Below are 17230 nucleotides of genomic sequence, written 5' to 3'. Positions count from 1 at the left end.
GCGTACGATGACCGGTACCGATTCGAAGGCGCAGCAACGCCTGCAGATGGCCGATATCGCGCGCCTGGCCGGCGTGTCGACGTCCACCGTGTCGCGCGCGCTGAGCGGCAGTTCGCTGGTCAACGAAGAGACGCGTGCGCGCGTCATCGCGCTGGCCCGTTCGCTCAAGTACTCCATCAATATCGGCGCGCAAAACCTGCGCCTGAAACAGAACCGCACTGTCGGCGTGGTGGTGCCGTATGACGCGGCCACGCGCCAGCACCTGTCCGATCCTTTCTTTCTGAGCATGCTGGGCAGCCTGGCCGATGCGCTGACGGAGCAGGGCTTCGACATGCTCATTTCGCGCGTGGATGCCGAAACGCTCGATGCGGCTGCCCAGTCCTTCGATAGCGGTCGCGTGATCGGCATCATCCTGATCGGCCAGTGGCGCCACCATGAACAACTGAACCAGCTGGCCGCGCGCCAGGTGCCCATCGTCGTGTGGGGCGCGCAATTGCCGCAACAGCTGTATTGCACCGTTGGCGGCGATAACGTCGCTGGCGGCAGGCTGGCCACGGAACACTTGCTGGCGGCGGGGCGCACGCGCATCGCCTTCTTTGGCGACGCCAAGCTGCCCGAAGTGGCGCAGCGCCATCAGGGCTATGCGCAGGCGCTGGTCGCGCAAGGACTGGCGCCCGACCCGCAACTGTACGTGGCCGGCTCCTTCCTGCCGCAGGGCGGCGCGACGGACGTGCAGGAACTGCTGGATCGCCAGATCCCGTTCGATGCCATCTTTGCCTGCAGCGACTTGCTGGCCATGAGCGCCATCAGCGCCCTGCGCGCGCGCGGCGTGGCCGTGCCGGAACAGGTGGCCGTGGTCGGTTACGACGATATCGAACTGGCCGCGTATTTCCACCCGCCGCTGACCACCGTGCGCCAGCCGATCCGCGCCGCCGGGCGCGCGCTGGTGGCCTCGCTGCTGGCGCTGGTCGACGGCGCGCCTGCGCCATCGCGGCAATTGCCAACCGAGCTGATCGTACGCGCCTCGGGCCGCTGAGGCGCGCATCTCCTATCGGTTGCAACCGATTGCAATAATTTCAGATTTTTCCGTTAATTTTCATGCTGCATGGCAGCATGAAAAACCCTGTATTCGTTTCAAACCCCGCCTGTTTCCCTCTGTTTTGCCCGTGATATTCCCTTAAAAACAACATAAATTCCATGTTGCAGTGCTCGATTGCAATCGATTGCAATAAATTCTTATTCGTTGAATAATGACGTACCGGCTCAGCCAGCGCGCCACGGCATGCAGCGGCCAGGACTCATAACAAGCCGATACCTCGATGTATCGGCATACAACACTGGAGACAAGATGAAGACACGTACTGCTCAACGCGGCTGCATGGCCGCCGCCGTCGCCCTGGCCATGCTGCAATTGGGTGCCGCCCAGGCACAATCGGCCGGCGACACCGCCAGCGCCGCTCCCGCCGATGGCCTGAACCTGGAACGCATCGTGGTCACGGGCACCACCGGCGGCACGTCGAAAATGAAATCGAGCAATTCCGTCAGCAGCATGGAACTCGACACCATCCTGCACAACGCGCCGACCAGCGCCGCCGAAGTCCTGCGTTCGGTACCGGGCTTGCGGGCCGAATCCTCGGGCGGCGAAGGCAATGCCAACATCACCGTGCGTGGCTTGCCCATTTCCGCCGGCGGCGCGCGCTATGTGCAGATCCAGGAAGACGGCTTGCCGGTGCTGCAGTTCGGCGACTTCAACTTCACCACGCCCGACAGCTTCGTGAAAATCGATTCCACGCTGGACCACCTGGAAGTGGTGCGCGGCGGTTCGGCCTCCACCCTGGCCACCAATTCGCCGGGCGGCATCATCAATTTCATCAGCAAGAATGGCAAGGAGCAGGGTGGCAGCGTGGCCCTCAGCCGTGGCCTGGGCTACGACCAGACGCGCGTGGACTTCGATTACGGCGCGCCGATTTCGGAGCGCACGCGCTTCTTCATCGGCGGCTCCTGGCGCACGGGCGAAGGCATCCGCCACAGTGGCGTCAACAGCGAAAAAGGCGGCCAGATCCGCGGCAATGTCACGCATGAATTCGACAGCGGCTTCGTGCGGCTGTCGTTCAAGCACCTCGACGACCAGTCGCCCACGGCCCTGCCGGTGCCGGTCAGCGTGCGCAATGGCCGCATCTCGGAAATCGCCGGCATCGACCCGCGCAAGGCCAGTTTCTATTCGCCGTACTGGGTGCCCGACATGGTGCTGAACAAGGATAACCAGCGCGTGGCCACCCGCGTCAACGACGGCTTGCACGTCAAAAGCGATAGCGTGGGATTGGAAGCCTCGTTCAAGCTGGGCCAGGGCTGGAGCGTGAGCGAAAACTTCCGTTACGCCGACAATTCGGGCCGCTTCACGGGCGTGTTCCCATCGAATAACGGCAGCGACGGCAGCTATGTGTTTGCCAGCGGCCCGAATCAGGGCAAGCCCTACACGGGCCGCGCGTTTTCCGCCGTGGTGTTCAATACCTCGATCGACGACGCCAGCAATACCCTGAGCGATACCAAGCTGGCCAAGACGTTTGTTCTCGACAGCGGCAAGCTGACCACCACGGCCGGCCTGTACCTGTCGCAGCAAAAGCTGGGCCTGACCTGGAACTTCAATGAATACCTGATGCAGGCCACGGGCGACCAGCCGGCGCTGCTGCAGACGGCCAGCAGCACGCCAGGCTTCAGCGGCCCGGCCTTCGGCGCCTGCTGCTCGCGCGCCGTCGACATGGAATACCGCACGACGTCGCCCTACCTGAACCTGGCCTGGGAAAGCGGCGCGCTGAACCTCGACGGCGGCCTGCGGCGCGACCGCCAGCATGCCAGCGGCACGGCCAATATCGCCACCGGCGCGCAAGCCTACCTGCCATCGACGGTGCAGCAGGTCGATTACACGCTGGGCCACACCTCGTACTCGCTGGGCGCGAACTACAAGCTGCAAGCCAACCTGGCCGTGTTTGCCCGCGTCAGCGAAGGCGTGGCCTTCAATGCGGACCGCATCCTGTTCGGCACGCCGCTCGATGGCAGCGTGCCCGTGGCGATGAATACCGTGCGCCAGCTCGAAGGGGGCGTGAAATGGCGGCGCGGTCCCCTGAGCACTTTTGTGACCGTGTTCCAGGCCAAGACCAAGGAAAGCAATTACGAGGCGACCACCCAGCTGCGCACGGCCAACAGCTATGAAGCCAAGGGTGTGGAACTGGAGGCGGCTTACAGCAACGGCGACTTCCGCATCAATGGCGGCCTGACGTTCACGGATGCCGAAATCACGGGCACGGCGGCGGCCGACGTGGCGCTGATCGGCAACACGCCGCGGCGCCAGGCGCGTGTCGTGTACCAGATCGCGCCCACCTATGAATGGGGACCGGCCACCTTCGGCGCCAGCCTGGTCGGCACGGGCAAGTCGTGGGGCGACGACGCGCACACGATCACCTTGCCCGCCTACCAGGTGCTCAATGCCTTCGTCAATTACCAGCTGACGCCGCAAATGCAGGTGGCGCTGACGGCGAACAATCTGCTCAACAAGATCGGCTATACGGAAGTCGAGGGCGATGGCCATGCGGCCCGCTCGATCACGGGGCGCGCCGTCAAGGTCAGTCTGAAATACGCATTTTAAGCAAGGATAGGATTCATGATGTCGATACGCAGCCCCCTGGCGCGCCTGCTGGCGCCGCTCCCCACGCACTTGCGCGACGATGCGGCGCGCCGCTATGCGCGCCAGGAGGCGGTCTTGCTGGACCGCCTGGGCAGCCTGTATGGCCAGCGGCCGGACTTCCTGCCCTGGCTGGGCGACCTGATGGAAAGCGTGGGGCGGCTGTCCGCGGCGCGCGCGCCCGAACTGCGGCGGCAAGATGCGCAGCGCGAAGCGCAGCCAGACTGGTTTGCCAGCCAGTCCATGCTGGGCTACAGCGCGTATGTGCAGCGCTTCGGTGGCAACTTGCAAGGCGTGGCTGAACGCATTGCCCACCTGCGCGAACTGGGCGTGACGTATCTGCACCTGCTGCCGTTTTTGCGTGCGCGCGCCGGTGAAAGCGATGGCGGTTTTGCCGTCGCCAGCTTCGAGGAAGTCGACCCCGCACTGGGCAGCAATGCCGACTTGCTGGCGCTGACGGCGCAGCTGCGCACGGCCGGCATCAGCCTGTGTTCGGATCTGATCCTCAACCACGTGGCCGACGACCATGCGTGGGCGCTGGGCGCCAAGGCGGGCGATCCGCTGCTGCGCGATTTTTTCCACACCTATCCCGACCGTGTGCAGCCGGACCGCTACGAGCGCACCGTGGGCCAGGTTTTCCCGCAGGCGGCGCCTGGCAATTTCACCTTCGTTCCGGAGCTCCAGCGCTGGGTCTGGACCACGTTTTATCCCTACCAGTGGGATTTGAATTACGCCAATCCGGCCGTCTTCGCGGCCATGGCCGGCGCCATGCTGGGCCTGGCCAACAAGGGAATCGAGGTGTTCCGCCTCGATTCGACGGCCTTCCTGTGGAAGCGCGAAGGTAGCGATTGCATGAACCAGCCCGAAGCCCACAGCCTGCTGCAAGCCTTGCGGGCGATTGCCGCCATCGTCGCGCCGGGCGTGCTGCTCAAGGCCGAAGCCATCGTGCCCACGCCCAAGCTGCCCGCCTACTTTGGCAGCGATGCCGCGCCCGAATGCCATATCGCCTATCACAGCAGCCTGATGGCCGCCGGCTGGGGCGCGCTGGCCGAGGAAAGCACGGACTTGCTGCAGCAGGTGATTGCCGCCACGCCGCCGCTGCCGCCAGCCGCCAGTTGGCTCAGTTACGTGCGCTGCCACGACGACATCGGCTGGAACGTGCTGCTCAATGAAGCGGGCGCGAACGGGCCGGCGCGCCTGGCGCGCATCGCCCGCTTCTTTGCCGGTGCCCCCGGCAGTTATGCGTGCGGCGCGGCCTTCCAGAGCAGCAGCGCCGACAAGGCGCATGGCAGCAACGGCATGGCCGCTTCGCTGGCCGGCCTGGAAAGCGCCACTACGGTGCAGGAGCAGGAATACGCGTTGCGCCGCCTGCTGCTGCTGCATGGCCTGGCCTTGAGCTTTGGCGCCTTGCCGGTGCTGTACATGGGCGATGAACTGGGCATGACCAACGATGACAGCTACACGCAGCGCCCCGACCGGGCGATGGACAGCCGCTGGCTGCAGCGCCCCGCGTTCGACGACAGCCTGCTGGCATGGCGCCACGATGGCGTGAGCGCCAGCGGCCGGCTGTATCCGGCGCTGCGCCAGCTGATCGACGTGCGCAGGCGCTTGCCGGCCCTGGCCGCCGCTGCGCCGCGCAGCGTGCTGTCCGCCGACACGCCGGCCGTGCTGGCGCTGCTGCGTGGCGACGCCTTCCTCAACCTGAGCAATTTCAGCGGCGCCAGCCAGCGTTTCACCTTGCCCGCAGGCGAGTGGCGCAACAGCCTCGATGGCAGCGTGCTGGCCGGCACGGTAGGCTTGCAGCCATGGCATATGCTATGGCTGGAAAGGGAACAGTCATGAGCGACGCCAGCACGCACCGCCCGCATCTGTCGTTCTGGCAGATCGTCAACATGAATGTCGGTTTTTTCGGCATCCAGTTCAGCTTTGGGCTGCAGCAAAGCAGCATGAGCCCCATCTACAAATACCTGGGCGCCGACGAGGCGAGCCTGCCATATTTGTGGCTGGCCGGTCCCATGACGGGGCTGCTCGTGCAACCGCTGATTGGCGCCATGAGCGACCGCACGGTGACGCGCTGGGGCCGCCGCACGCCCTACTTTCTGATCGGCGCCATCCTGTGCAGCCTGGGCCTGCTGGCCATGCCCTTCAGTCCCACCCTGTGGATGGCCGCCAGCCTGCTGTGGATACTCGACGCGGCCAACAATGTGACGATGGAGCCATACCGCGCCTTCGTCAGCGACAAGCTCGACAAGAAGCAGCACTCGCTGGGTTTTCTCACGCAAAGCGCGTTTACGGGGCTGGGGCAAACGCTGGCCTACCTGACGCCATCGCTGCTGGTCATGCTGGGCATGAACAAGGATGCCGTCAATGGCAGCCATATTCCGCACATCGTCATCGCCGCCTTCCTGATCGGCGCCGTGTTCTCGCTGGCCTCGGTGCTGTGGACCCTGAAGACGACGCCGGAAAACCCGCTCACGGCGGCCGAGCTGGCGGCCATCCGCAGCCGCCCGCCGGGCTGGCGCCATACGCTGGCCGATATCGGCGCGGCCCTGCGCGAGATGCCGCCGACGATGAAGCAGCTGGCCCTCGTCAACCTGTTCCAGTGGTACGCCATGTTCTGCTACTGGCAGTACATCGCGCTGTCGCTGGCGGCCACCCTGTTTCACACGACGGACCCCGCATCACAGGGCTTTCGCGACGCGGGCCTGCTGAACGGGCAGGTGGGCGCCTTCTACAATTTCGTCGCCTTTATCGCCGCCTTTGCGCTGGTCCCGTTCACGCGCCGCTTCGGCCCCAAGCGCATGCACAGCCTGTGCCTGTGCGCAGCCGGTGTGGGCATGCTGAGCATCCCGCTGATCCACAGCCCGGTGCTGCTGTTGCTGCCCATGCTGGGCGTGGGCCTGGCCTGGGCCAGCATCATGGGCAATCCCTACATCATGCTGGCCGGCTGCATCCCGCCCGCGCGCACGGGCGTCTACATGGGCATCTTCAACATGTTCATCGTCATCCCGATGATCATCCAGATATTTACTCTGCCGCTGTACTACCGCAGTTGGCTGGGCGGCAATCCGGAAAACGTCATCCGGCTGGCCGGCGCCCTGTTGCTGTGCGCGGCGGTGGCGGTGCTGTTCGTCAAGCTGCGCCCACCGCAGGCCACAAAGACTTGAGGACGGACGTAAAAAAACCGGCTCTGCCGGTTTTTTTACGATGCTGCGAAACGGTTACTCTTCAATCGCCATCTGACTTTGCAGATAATTTTGAATACCAACTTTGGCGATCAGGTCGATCTGCGTTTCGAGCCAGTCGATATGCTCTTCCGTGTCTTCCAGGATCATCAGGAACAGGTCGCGCGACACGTAGTCGCCCGCTTTTTCGCTGATGGCGATGCCTTCCTTGACGGTGGCGTGCGCGGCGCGCTCCAGCTTCAAGTCGCATTCGAGCATTTCCGGCGTGTTCTCGCCGATCAGCAGCTTGTGCAGCGCTTGCAGGTTAGGCAGGCCGTCGAGCATCAGGATGCGGTCGATCAGCTTGTCGGCGTGTTTCATTTCGCCGATCGATTCTTCGTATTCCTTCTTGCCCAGCTTTTCCAGGCCCCAGTGCTTGTACATGCGCGCATGCAGGAAGTACTGGTTGATGGCCGACAGTTCGTTGGTGAGCTGTGCGTTGAGCATGCGGATGACTTCTTTATCGCCCTTCATGGGAATTCCTTTGTTCTGTGTCGCGTTCGATGATGAAACCGCAGGCTGCTGGCGTTCACTGCCGGGTGGCGCAGGGCTGCCTGGTGGCGCGCAGGTTGCCGGTTTCGCTATGCCCGCATGATAGCGCAAAATAGGGGCGTTTTTTGCTGCGAAACGGTGTCTTTCCGTCTTTTTAACGTAAATATCGTGCGAATAAAACCCATTCTCAAATGGATTGCCATATTTTCCCGTTTTTTATTTGTTAAGGAAAATGCAGGCCATTCTCATTCGCGTTCATGCTGCTATTTGGCTGCGCTGAAAAGGTGGGAAATGTTGCTCCGTTCTTGCTTTTGTGCCTTCTTGGCCGCTGCCGGCGATGCGATAATCAGGCAGCGATTTTACTGAAAAAGGATAGCAAGATGATGCTGCATATACCCGGCGTGCTGACGCCGGAACAGGTGACGCAGTTTCGCCAGCGCCTGGCGCAAACGGACTGGGTCGATGGGCGCGCCAGCGTCGGGGCGCAAGGGGCGCAGGTCAAGCGCAACCGCCAGTTGGCCGAAGGTTCGCCGCTGGCGCTGGAGCTGGGCGAGATCGTCAGCCGCGCGCTGATGGCCAATCCGCTGTTCTTCGCCGCCGTGCTGCCGCTGCGCATCCTGCCGCCGTTCTTCAACAGCTATGCGGGCGGCGAGCACTATGGCCTGCATATCGACGGCGCTATCCGCACGCCGAAAAACGGCATGCAGTCGATGCGCGCCGACGTCTCCTCGACCGTGTTCCTGAGCGAGCCGGACGAGTACGAAGGCGGCGAGCTGGTGGTGGTCGATGCCTACGGCACGCATGAGGTAAAACTGCCGGCCGGCGACGTGATCGTGTATCCGTCGAGCAGCGTGCATCAGGTGCTGCCCGTCACCAGCGGCGAGCGTATCTGCTCCTTCCTGTGGACGCAAAGCATGGTGCGCGAGGACTGGAAACGCAGCATGCTGTTCGAGCTCGATCAGAACATCCAGAGCGTGCGCGGCGAGCATGGCGATTCGCCCGCGACGGTGGGTCTGACGGGGCATTATCACAACCTGCTGCGGATGTGGGCGGAGATGTGATCGTGGGGGTGTCGGATTACGCGTGGCCTTTGGCCGCGCTAATCCGACCTACGATACTGCGTGAGGCACCGGCAAAAAAAAGTCTGCCTGGCCCGGGGATGTAGGCTGGCAGACTGAAACAAGCAGTTGCTTGACTGGTACAGAAAACAGGGCGCAAAAAAGCAAGCAGGGCACAGGGTGCGGTGCTTGCGGGCTGGCAGCGGCTCCGTGGCCGCCGGAAGGCTAGCTCAGTTGGAAGGTCAGCGGTACTAAAACGTAGACGGGGACAGGCTTGCCGTTTTCGATCATCGGTTTGAACAGCGCGCGCTGCGCAGCCTGGCGGCCCGCTTCATCGAGGTTGCTGTAGCCGGTCGATTTATGGACCAGGATTTGCTCCGGCAAACCCTTTTCATTGATCAGGATGCGCAATACCACGGTGCCACTTTCGCCCAGGCGGCGCGACAAATTCGGGTAGATCAGTTGCGGCGCCTTGATGTATTCGACGCTGCTGACGGTGCGTGGCGTGGACGGCGCCGGTGGCGTCGGCGATGGTGCCGCTGGCGCAGTCGGCGCGGCGGTGGCCACGGGGGCTGCTTCGGCGCGCGTCGGCTGCGGCGGCGTGATCGTCGGTTCGCTCGGTGCCACGGCGATCAGCGGCAGCGGCGGGATGACGGCGCGCGGCACGGGAGCACTCAGTTCCACGGTTTTCGGCACCGACGGTGCCGGCGGCTTGGGTGGCGCCGGCGGGGCGATGATGCTGATGGTGGTGATGGTCGGCATGGCCGCCGTGACGACGCGGCTCAGCAAGCCGCTCTGGATGGCGTAAAAGCCGGCGAGATGCAGGACGACGATGGCCATCAGCGGCGCGAACTTGTTGCGCTTCTTGTCGAAGTCGGCAAATTGTTGCACGGCCTGCACCGTTACGGGCGGGGGCATCATCGTCATGGCGTTCATCGCTTTCTTTAGTTTGTCAGTACAGCTCGCATCAATACGGTTTCTTGCAGCACTACGGTGGCGCTCAGGTGATCGTTCAGCACCTCCCGCGCGCAGGTATGGCATTTGCCGCAGCAGGTGGCCACGCCCAGGTCGCGGCGCAGTTCGGCCATGCTGGACAGGCCAAGATCGACGGCTTGACGGATTTCACGATCAGATATGTTGTTGCAGACACATACAATCATTGATACACCTTCTGGCTGGAGGATGAACAGACACTAGTGCTCTGAAGCATTGTTGCTAGTGTTTTAATGAGAATCATTATCATTACGTTTCATTGTCGCGCAAAGTGCAGGACAATGCAAGCGATTTTGCTCAAGTGTGCGGCGCCTGGCGGCGGGGCGCGGCGTGTGGATATGGCCTGCGTGCGCATGGCGCAGCCCTTGACAGGGGCCACTCTCCGGGCTAAATAAAAACAATTCGCATTCATGTTTATAATGCTGGTATTGTCTCGGACGGTCGCCGTCTGGACTGATTGAAAGGCCGCTTGTCGGTAATGCGCAACAGTGGCGTTTTACCTCACAAACCTGGGAGCAGTGCAAGGCGCCCCGCGCCGCAGCCTGTATCAGGTGTTCTTAATTTGAACGGAATTTGCTCATGACTCTAGTTCCACCCTTGATGACGCTCGATGCGCTGGCAGTCGGCCAGAGCGGCACGGTGTTGCATATCACGCCCCACACGGCAGGACAGACGGAAGATGGCGTGGACCTCGCCCGCCGCTTGATGGAGCTGGGATTCGTTCCCGGCGAACATATCCGCATGCTCAAGCGCGGCATTCCCGGCGGCGATCCGCTGGCCATCAAGGTCGGCAATGCCACGTTCGCACTGCGCCGCTTCGAAGCGGCGCTGATCACGATTCAACCGCTGCTTCAACCGGAATAACCATGGGTGCTGTCGAAACTATCGTGGAAGCGGGCGCGCACAAAGCGCCGCATCAGCCACAAATCGCCTTGCTGGGCAATCCGAACTGCGGCAAGACCGCCCTGTTCAACCGTTTGACGGGCGCGCGCCAGAAAGTGGCGAACTACGCCGGCGTGACCATCGAGCGCAAGGAAGGCCATTTCACTTCGCCCGCCGGCAAGCCCGTGCGCCTGCTCGATCTGCCGGGTGCCTACAGCCTGTCGGCCACCACGCCCGACGAAGCCATCACGCGCGACGTGGTGGGGGGCATGCGCCGCGGCGAGCCGCGCCCGGACGCCATCATCTGCGTGGTCGATGCCACCAATCTGCGCCTGAACTTGCGCCTGGTGCTGGAAGTCAAACGCCTGGGCTTGCCCATGCTGCTGGCGCTGAACATGACGGACGTGGCGCGCAAGCGCGGCATGCTGATCGATACGGCCAGGCTGTCGCAGGAACTGGGCATGCCCGTGGTGGAAACCGTCGCGGTACAGCACGATGGCGAAAAAGCCCTGTTGAACGCCATCGACGCGATGCTGCCCCTGCCGGTCGTGGAAGCGAAACCGCTGGCGGCCATCGATGCCGTCACGGTCGAAGAAACCCAGCGCGAAGTACGCCGCATCCTGGCTGCCGTCAGCAATGACAGCAGCGATACGGGCAACCTGACGGAAAAGATCGACGACGTGGTGCTGCACCCCGTGTTCGGCCCGCTCATCCTGGCCGTGCTGATGTTCCTGATCTTTCAGGCCGTGTTTGCCTGGGCCGCCACGCCGATGGAAATGATTACCGATGGCGTGGGCCACCTGGGTGCCCTGCTGACGGCGAACATGCCCGATGGCCACCTGAAGAGCTTGCTGGTGGAAGGCATCATCGGCGGCGTCGGCAGCGTGCTGGTCTTCCTGCCGCAAATCCTGATCCTGTTCTTCTTTATCCTGAGCCTGGAAGACTGCGGCTACCTGCCGCGCGCGGCCTTTTTGCTGGACCGCCTGATGGGCGGCGTGGGCCTGTCGGGCCGTGCCTTCATCCCGCTGCTGTCGAGCTTTGCCTGCGCCATCCCCGGCGTGATGGCGGCGCGCACCATCCAGAACCCGCGCGACCGCCTGGTCACCATCATGATCGCGCCGCTGATGACGTGTTCGGCGCGTTTGCCCGTGTATGCGCTGATCATCGCCGCCTTCATCCCGCAGCGCGAAGTGTGGGGCTATCTGAGCCTGCAAGGCCTGGTGCTGTTCGTGCTGTACTTTGCCGGCATCATCTCGGCCATGGCCGTGGCCTGGGTCATGAAGCGCGGCATGGGCGTGCGCGGCAACCAGCCGCTGATGCTGGAACTGCCGGCCTACCACTGGCCGCACCTGCGCAACCTGGCCGTCAGCCTGTGGGAGCGCGCGAAGATCTTCCTGACGCGCGTCGGTACCATCATCCTGAGCCTGATGATCATCCTGTGGTTCCTCAGCACCTTCCCCGGCGCGCCGGACAATGCGATCCATCCGCCGATCTACTACAGCCTGGCGGGCATCCTGGGCCGCGGCCTGGAAGTGATCTTCGCGCCCATCGGTTTCAACTGGCAGATCTGCATCGCGCTGGTGCCCGGCATGGCGGCCCGTGAAGTGGCTGTCGGCGCCCTGGGCACCGTGTATGCGCTGTCGCAAACGGGCGACGCGCTGGCCACCACGCTCGAGCCGCTGATCGCCCATTCATGGTCGATGGCCACCGCGCTGTCTCTGCTGGCCTGGTATGTGTTTGCGCCGCAGTGCCTGTCGACGCTCTCCGTGGTGAAACGCGAGACGGGCGGCTGGCGCTATCCGCTGCTGATGGCCGGCTACATGTTCGCGCTGGCGTATGGCGCCTCGTTCATCACGTATCGCGTCGCCCTGATACTGGGCGCTTAGGAGAAAAGCATGTGGCAAACCCTCATCGTCGCCCTGATCGTCGCAGCCGCGCTGCTGCATTTTTCGACCAAGTACCTGCCGGCGGGCGTGCGCCGCGCCATCGTGCGTGGCCTGGTGCGCTGCGGCCTCGATGAGGCGAAAATGTCAGCCTTCTTCAAGGTGGCGCCCGGCTGCGGCAGTGGCTGCGGTTCCTGCGGCTCCTGCGACAGTCCGCCGCCGCCATCGGCCACGCCGCCGGTCGACGGCAGCAGCAAGCGCGTGATTCTGATGCAGGTACAGCGCTAGATCTGATATACGTCTAGGCACGGGTGCGCCCGTGGGCTACACTGGGCTTTCCACATGGCAAGGAGTGGCAATGGCGATACTGTTGATCTTCATGTTTTTGTTTGCGATCGCCTCCTGGCTGCTGGCCAGCCGGCGCGGCCGCCACGGGGGACTCTGGTTTGGCATCGGCCTGTTCCTCGGGCCGTTCGCCTTGCTGGCGGTGGCGGCGCTGCCGCCCGTTGCGCCAAGCTGAATGAAAAAAAACCCGCGCATGCGGGTTTTTTTACGTCTGCAGTACTGCGCTTTACGCCTTGCCGGCCAGCTTGTCGACGACCGGCACCAGCGCGGCCGGGCGGCAGCCGAAGGCGGCCAGGCGGCCTTGCGCGTGGGGCGCCAGGTCCAGGTCATACGGCAAACGGCCCGCCACCAGCCACAGTTTATCCTGCGGCAGGGCCTCGACCAGGCGGCGCTGGCCATCGACGAACATGGCGTTATACGTTTGCAGCACGATCTGCTGCGCGCCTTGTGCAAAGGCGATGGCCGCATCGACCTCTTCGTCCAGCGCTTCGGCCGACAAGGCATATTCGCGCACGTCCAGGCCCGCTTTGAGCAGCGCCGGCAGCATCGAGCTGCGCGCTTCCTTGTTGCGGCCCAGCGCCACTTCGTCGATCTCGCTGCGCGAACGCACTTCCACCGTCAGCAGGGTCACGGGCAGGCTGGCGTCGAGCGCGCGGTACGCGCCCTGCACGCGCAGTGCCGCCTTTTGCAGCAGCTGCGACAGGGCCATGGCGGCCGGCTGCATCAGCGCCGGCGGGGCGACGGGGCGGTTGCGCCAGTCGCGCACGGCGCGGTTGCGCTTGAGTTCAGCCACGCGCGCACAGGCCGCGTCGATGCGCGAGATCGCAATGTCACCGCGCTCCACGGCGGCGATGACGGCGTCGATGGCCGCCGTCTGCTGCGCTTCGCGGTGCGAGATGAGGACGATGTCGGCACCTGCCTGCAAGGTGGCGATGGCGCCCTGGGCGATGCCGATGCCGTCGGCAATCGCCGCCATTTCCAGGCAGTCGGTAATGACCACGCCCTGGTATTGCATTTCACCGCGCAGCAGGTCCGTCAGCACGCCTTTCGACAGGGTGGCCGGCACGCTGGTGTCGGCTTCGAAGGCGGGAAAGACCACGTGCGCCGTCATGATGGCGTCGACGCCGCCGGCAATGGCCGCGCGGAACGGCGCCAGTTCCACGGCGCGCAGGCGTTCCTTGTCGTGCGGCACCAGGGCCATCGCGTAATGCGTGTCGGTGGCCGTGTCGCCGTGGCCGGGGAAGTGCTTGGCGGTCACGGCCATGCCGCTGGCGTGCTGGCCGCGCATGGCGGCCATGCCGTAGGCGATGACGGTGGCGGCATCCTCGCCATACGCGCGCACGCCGATGACGGGGTTGTTGCGGTTGTTGTTCACATCCAGTACGGGCGCGAGCAGCAGGTTGATGCCGACCTGGCGCATTTCATCGCCGCTGATCTGGTTCATGCGTTCGCAATCTTCAACCGAGCCGGCTGCCTGGAAGGCCATCGCTGCGGGAATTGGCGTGACGCCCTGCTCGATGCGCATCACCATGCCGCCTTCCTGATCGATGGAGATCAGCAGTGGAATGTCGGACACTTCCGCATTGATTTCCTGCAGTTCGCGGCACAGCGCGGACACTTGCGCAGGCGTGTGCACGTTGCGGCGGAACAGGATCACACCGCCCACCTTCTTTTCGCGTATCAAGGTCTTGATATGCTCGTCCGCCTGCAGGGCGTCGAAGCCCACCATGAATAGCTGTCCTACTTTTTCGCGCAAACCCTGCTCCATGCTGCAACTCCTCCGGTATTGATTGTGACGACGACATACGTATTCTGGCACCGTGGTGGCGCGTCGTGGCGGTCACCGGAAAAGCTGCCTTGGTTTTGTACTTGTTTTGGTATTGTATTGGATTTGGATATTTGCGCAAGTGGTTATTAATTGGTATTGCTTCACTTGCGCAAACGCCGTATCAATCGAGGCGCTGGAACGATACCGCCTGGGCCTTGGGCCAGTACAGGCCGAACACGGGCGGCAGCTGCGGCAGCTGGCTCGGGTCGAGCAGCTGGCCCGCTTCCAGGAAGGGCAGCAGGGCCGAGGCCAGTTTCACCTGGTTCGGCGAGATGCGCCGCACCAGGTGGTGCGGGCGCAGGTCCTGCGGGTGCGCCAGGCCGGCGGCGGCGATCAGTTCGGCCAGCGCCTTCATGGTGTTCTGGTGGAAGTGCGCCACGCGGGCAATCTTGTCGGACACCACCAGCGCGCGCTGGCGCTGCGGGTCTTGCGTGGCCACGCCCGTGGGGCAGCGGTCCGTGTGGCAGCTTTGCGACTGGATGCAGCCCAGCGCGAACATGAAGCCGCGCGCCGAATTGCACCAGTCGGCGCCCAGCGCCAGCAGGCGGGCGATGTCGAAGGCCGTGATGATCTTGCCCGAGCAGCCGATCTTGATCTTCGCGCGCAGGTTGGCGCCCACCAGGGTGTTATGCACCAGTACCAGCGCTTCCTGCAGCGGCGTGCCCACATGGTCCGTGAATTCCAGCGGTGCCGCGCCTGTGCCGCCTTCGCTGCCGTCGACGACGATGAAGTCGGGCGTGATGCCCGTTTCCAGCATGGCCTTGACGATGGCGAAAAACTCCCACGGATGGCCGATGGCCAGCTTGAAGCCCGTCGGCTTGCCGCCCGACAGGGTGCGCAGGCGGTCGATAAAGTGCAGCATTTCCAGCGGTGTGGAAAAGGCGCTGTGCGCGGCCGGCGAGACGCAATCCTCGCCCACCATCACGCCGCGCGTGGTGGCGATTTCGATGGTGACTTTCGGGCCGGGCAGCACGCCGCCGTGGCCGGGTTTCGCGCCCTGCGACATTTTCAGCTCGATCATTTTGACTTGCTCGGAGCTGGCGTTGGCGATGAAGCGTTCTTCCGAAAACGTGCCATCCTGGTTGCGGCAGCCGAAATAGCCGGAGCCGATTTCCCACACCAGGTCGCCGCCGTTTTCGCGGTGATAGGGGCTGATGCTGCCTTCGCCCGTGTCGTGCATGAAGCCGCCGCTGCGCGCGCCGCCGTTCAGGGCCAGAATGGCGTTGGCCGACAGGGCGCCAAAGCTCATCGCAGAGATATTGAAGACGCTGGCCGAATACGGCTTTGTGCGCGGGCAGTCCGGGTGGTTGCCGATCTCGATGCGGAAATCGTGGCCCGTCACCTTGGCGGGGGCGATGGAGTGGTTGATCCATTCATAGCCCGCCTGGTACACGTCGAGCTGGGTGCCGAACGGGCGCTTGTCCGTCTGCTCCTTGGCGCGCTGGTAGACGATGCTGCGCTGGCTGCGCGAAAACGGCGTCGCCTCGCTGTCGCTTTCCAGGAAGTACTGGCGGATTTCGGGGCGGATGCTCTCAAAAAAGAAGCGGAAATGCGCGAGGATGGGGTAGTTGCGGCGCAGGGCGCGCTTCGTTTGCAGCAGGTCGCTGATGCCGACCAGGGTCAGCGCACCGGCTAGCACGGGCAGCCAGTAATGATCGTAGTAAAACAGGGACAGGACAAAGATGGCGGCCGTCGCAATGAAGGTCAGGTAGCGAAATGGTACTAGGTGCATGGGCACTCCGGTGAAGTCAGACTGATAACTGTCGAGTCTACCTTCGATTCGCGGAACGTGCTGGAGGGAAAGAACGCGGCGCCCGGAGGACGCCGCGTGAGGCTTAGCGCTGTGCCGCGCGGATGCGGGCCACTCTTTCGGCGCTGGCCGGATGGCTCGACAAATACGGCGTGCCCTCGTCCAGCTTGCCCAGGGCGACAAACACTTGCGCCAGGTGTTCCAGCGCGATGCCATTCTGGCGCAGCATGGCGATCGCGTAGTCGTCCGCCTCGCGCTCGACGTCGCGCGAATACTTCAAGTCCAGCAGCAGCGGCGGCAAGGTCGCCACCACGGTCGACACGTCACCGAACAGCAGCGCCGCGCCGGCGCCCACGGCCGAGGTCTGGATCAGGCGCCGCGTCAGGTGGCGCTGCTGCAGATGGCCCAGTTCATGCGCCAGCACGCCCATGATGGCCAGGTCATCGGGCATCAGTTCCACCATTTCATCGGTCAGCACGATGTCGCCGGATGGCAGGGCAAACGCGTTCGGACCGATCTTGCTCTTGCGGAACACGATGCGGTGCTCGGGCGTGCTGTCGCCAGGCGTGGCCAGGCGGGCGAACTGGCTGCGCAAGGCTTGCTGGCGCGCACCGTCGAGTTTGCTCGCTTCAAACACGTGGCTGTCGAGGAAATCGAGCACGCCCTGGCCCAGTTGCCGCTCGACGGACTGGGGAATCGCATACGCGACGCCCTTCGCCACCACGGGCAGCAGGTACTGATAGCTGAGCCATAGGGCCAGCACGGTGGCGACCGTGGCCAGCAGGGCGCCGCGCCAGCTTTGCTGCAGCCGCACCACCCAGCCGTCGCGGTGGCCCGTGTCATGCAGCATGGCGTTGAAGGCCGCCTGGTCGGCGATCTCCAGGTAGGCGCCGTCGGGAAAGCTGACCTTGCGCACGGCGTGGCTGCTGCGTTCGGACACGTGCAGCTCGGCCAGCGGGCAGCTGCGTTCGATGTCGCCGGCCAGCACGGCCTGGCCATCGTGCACGCTGAGCGTGACGTGGTACAGGCGCGAGGTCTGGCCGTCGAAATAGCGTGCGGCCAGCGGCGCATTCGCTGTCGGGCTGTCGTTTTGCAT

General features: G+C 63.9%; 15 protein-coding genes. 9 read left to right on the top strand and 6 right to left on the bottom strand.

The features are described 5' to 3' along the window. Positions 1 to 7 precede the first annotated feature (7 nt). From C8C92_RS26790 to C8C92_RS26775, 4 genes are all read left to right on the top strand, one after another. Positions 8 to 1036 carry a LacI family DNA-binding transcriptional regulator gene (locus C8C92_RS26790; protein WP_116745755.1) on the top strand — a complete coding sequence of 343 codons (1029 nt, stop codon included), beginning with the start codon at positions 8 to 10 and terminating at the stop codon, positions 1034 to 1036. Between the two features lie 312 nt (positions 1037 to 1348). Beyond that, complete coding sequence (locus C8C92_RS26785) at positions 1349 to 3643, top strand: TonB-dependent receptor (RefSeq protein WP_116745754.1); 2295 nt, start codon at positions 1349 to 1351, stop codon at positions 3641 to 3643. Between the two features lie 15 nt (positions 3644 to 3658). Continuing rightward, positions 3659 to 5521, top strand: coding sequence for an alpha-amylase family glycosyl hydrolase (locus C8C92_RS26780; RefSeq protein WP_243420377.1), 1863 nt, complete (start codon positions 3659 to 3661; stop codon positions 5519 to 5521). Beyond that, positions 5518 to 6846, top strand: coding sequence for an MFS transporter (locus tag C8C92_RS26775; protein ID WP_099761886.1), 1329 nt, complete (start codon positions 5518 to 5520; stop codon positions 6844 to 6846). The genes C8C92_RS26780 and C8C92_RS26775 overlap by 4 nt, the downstream gene beginning before the upstream one ends. A 54-nt stretch (positions 6847 to 6900) precedes the next feature. On the opposite strand, the gene bfr is transcribed toward C8C92_RS26775, so the two are convergent. Next, positions 6901 to 7377, bottom strand: coding sequence for a bacterioferritin (gene bfr, locus C8C92_RS26770; RefSeq protein WP_034745609.1), 477 nt, complete (start codon positions 7375 to 7377; stop codon positions 6901 to 6903). 398 nt (positions 7378 to 7775) lie between these two features. Between bfr and C8C92_RS26765 the strand changes: the two genes are divergently transcribed. Further along, positions 7776 to 8456 carry a Fe2+-dependent dioxygenase gene (locus C8C92_RS26765; protein WP_071321708.1) on the top strand — a complete coding sequence of 227 codons (681 nt, stop codon included), beginning with the start codon at positions 7776 to 7778 and terminating at the stop codon, positions 8454 to 8456. 222 nt (positions 8457 to 8678) lie between these two features. Here C8C92_RS26765 and C8C92_RS26760 read toward each other — a convergent pair whose 3' ends face one another. Both C8C92_RS26760 and C8C92_RS26755 read right to left on the bottom strand, forming a co-directional pair. Next, complete coding sequence (locus tag C8C92_RS26760; RefSeq protein ID WP_116746136.1) at positions 8679 to 9380, bottom strand: energy transducer TonB; 702 nt, start codon at positions 9378 to 9380, stop codon at positions 8679 to 8681. Positions 9381 to 9397: 17 nt separating this feature from the next. Next, positions 9398 to 9613, bottom strand: coding sequence for a (2Fe-2S)-binding protein (locus tag C8C92_RS26755; RefSeq protein WP_071075208.1), 216 nt, complete (start codon positions 9611 to 9613; stop codon positions 9398 to 9400). Between the two features lie 412 nt (positions 9614 to 10025). On the opposite strand from C8C92_RS26755, the gene C8C92_RS26750 reads away from it, so the two are divergent. The 4 genes from C8C92_RS26750 (at position 10026) to C8C92_RS27625 (ending at position 12731) form a co-directional block, all read left to right on the top strand. After that, positions 10026 to 10310, top strand: a complete 285-nt coding sequence (locus C8C92_RS26750) for a FeoA family protein (protein WP_071075209.1) — start codon at positions 10026 to 10028, stop codon at positions 10308 to 10310. A 2-nt stretch (positions 10311 to 10312) separates the two neighbouring features. Next, positions 10313 to 12214, top strand: a complete 1902-nt coding sequence (locus C8C92_RS26745; protein WP_116745753.1) for a ferrous iron transporter B — start codon at positions 10313 to 10315, stop codon at positions 12212 to 12214. Between the two features lie 9 nt (positions 12215 to 12223). Beyond that, a complete protein-coding gene (locus C8C92_RS26740; RefSeq protein ID WP_099761889.1) occupies positions 12224 to 12499 on the top strand; it encodes a hypothetical protein in 276 nt (91 codons plus the stop codon). Positions 12500 to 12569: 70 nt separating this feature from the next. Further along, positions 12570 to 12731: a hypothetical protein gene (locus tag C8C92_RS27625; RefSeq protein ID WP_165829556.1), complete on the top strand. Its 162-nt coding sequence runs from the start codon at positions 12570 to 12572 to the stop codon at positions 12729 to 12731. 51 nt (positions 12732 to 12782) lie between these two features. On the opposite strand, the gene nagZ is transcribed toward C8C92_RS27625, so the two are convergent. The 3 genes from nagZ to C8C92_RS26725 form a co-directional block, all read right to left on the bottom strand. Continuing rightward, on the bottom strand, positions 12783 to 14324 hold the full coding sequence (gene nagZ, locus C8C92_RS26735) for a beta-N-acetylhexosaminidase (protein WP_116745752.1): 1542 nt from the start codon (positions 14322 to 14324) through the stop codon (positions 12783 to 12785). A gap of 181 nt (positions 14325 to 14505) precedes the next feature. Then, positions 14506 to 16116, bottom strand: a complete 1611-nt coding sequence (locus tag C8C92_RS26730) for an FMN-binding glutamate synthase family protein (protein WP_116745751.1) — start codon at positions 16114 to 16116, stop codon at positions 14506 to 14508. A gap of 103 nt (positions 16117 to 16219) precedes the next feature. Beyond that, entirely contained in the window at positions 16220 to 17230 is a 1011-nt protein-coding gene (locus C8C92_RS26725) for a M48 family metallopeptidase (protein WP_099761892.1), read from the bottom strand.

Origin of the sequence: Janthinobacterium sp. 78 (assembly GCF_003096775.1) — a bacterium.
Taxonomy (GTDB): Bacteria; Pseudomonadota; Gammaproteobacteria; order Burkholderiales; family Burkholderiaceae_D; genus Janthinobacterium; species Janthinobacterium tructae.
Note: the sequence above shows the minus strand (reverse complement) of the source record. Positions and strands in the feature narration are given on the sequence as shown.

Excerpts from the sequence above, each read along its gene's own strand:
- C8C92_RS26750 (WP_071075209.1), top strand. The coding sequence starts at position 10,026 with ATGACTCTAGTTCCACCCTTGATGACGCTCGATGCGCTGGCAGTCGGC.
- C8C92_RS26730 (WP_116745751.1), bottom strand. The coding sequence starts at position 16,116 with ATGCACCTAGTACCATTTCGCTACCTGACCTTCATTGCGACGGCCGCC.
- C8C92_RS26785 (WP_116745754.1), top strand. The coding sequence starts at position 1,349 with ATGAAGACACGTACTGCTCAACGCGGCTGCATGGCCGCCGCCGTCGCC.
- bfr (WP_034745609.1), bottom strand. The coding sequence starts at position 7,377 with ATGAAGGGCGATAAAGAAGTCATCCGCATGCTCAACGCACAGCTCACC.
- C8C92_RS26765 (WP_071321708.1), top strand. The coding sequence starts at position 7,776 with ATGATGCTGCATATACCCGGCGTGCTGACGCCGGAACAGGTGACGCAG.
- C8C92_RS26790 (WP_116745755.1), top strand. The coding sequence starts at position 8 with ATGACCGGTACCGATTCGAAGGCGCAGCAACGCCTGCAGATGGCCGAT.
- C8C92_RS26775 (WP_099761886.1), top strand. The coding sequence starts at position 5,518 with ATGAGCGACGCCAGCACGCACCGCCCGCATCTGTCGTTCTGGCAGATC.
- C8C92_RS27625 (WP_165829556.1), top strand. The coding sequence starts at position 12,570 with ATGGCGATACTGTTGATCTTCATGTTTTTGTTTGCGATCGCCTCCTGG.
- C8C92_RS26755 (WP_071075208.1), bottom strand. The coding sequence starts at position 9,613 with ATGATTGTATGTGTCTGCAACAACATATCTGATCGTGAAATCCGTCAA.
- C8C92_RS26740 (WP_099761889.1), top strand. The coding sequence starts at position 12,224 with ATGTGGCAAACCCTCATCGTCGCCCTGATCGTCGCAGCCGCGCTGCTG.
- C8C92_RS26780 (WP_243420377.1), top strand. The coding sequence starts at position 3,659 with ATGATGTCGATACGCAGCCCCCTGGCGCGCCTGCTGGCGCCGCTCCCC.
- C8C92_RS26725 (WP_099761892.1), bottom strand. The coding sequence starts at position 17,230 with ATGCAAAACGACAGCCCGACAGCGAATGCGCCGCTGGCCGCACGCTAT.
- C8C92_RS26745 (WP_116745753.1), top strand. The coding sequence starts at position 10,313 with ATGGGTGCTGTCGAAACTATCGTGGAAGCGGGCGCGCACAAAGCGCCG.
- C8C92_RS26760 (WP_116746136.1), bottom strand. The coding sequence starts at position 9,380 with ATGACGATGATGCCCCCGCCCGTAACGGTGCAGGCCGTGCAACAATTT.
- nagZ (WP_116745752.1), bottom strand. The coding sequence starts at position 14,324 with ATGGAGCAGGGTTTGCGCGAAAAAGTAGGACAGCTATTCATGGTGGGC.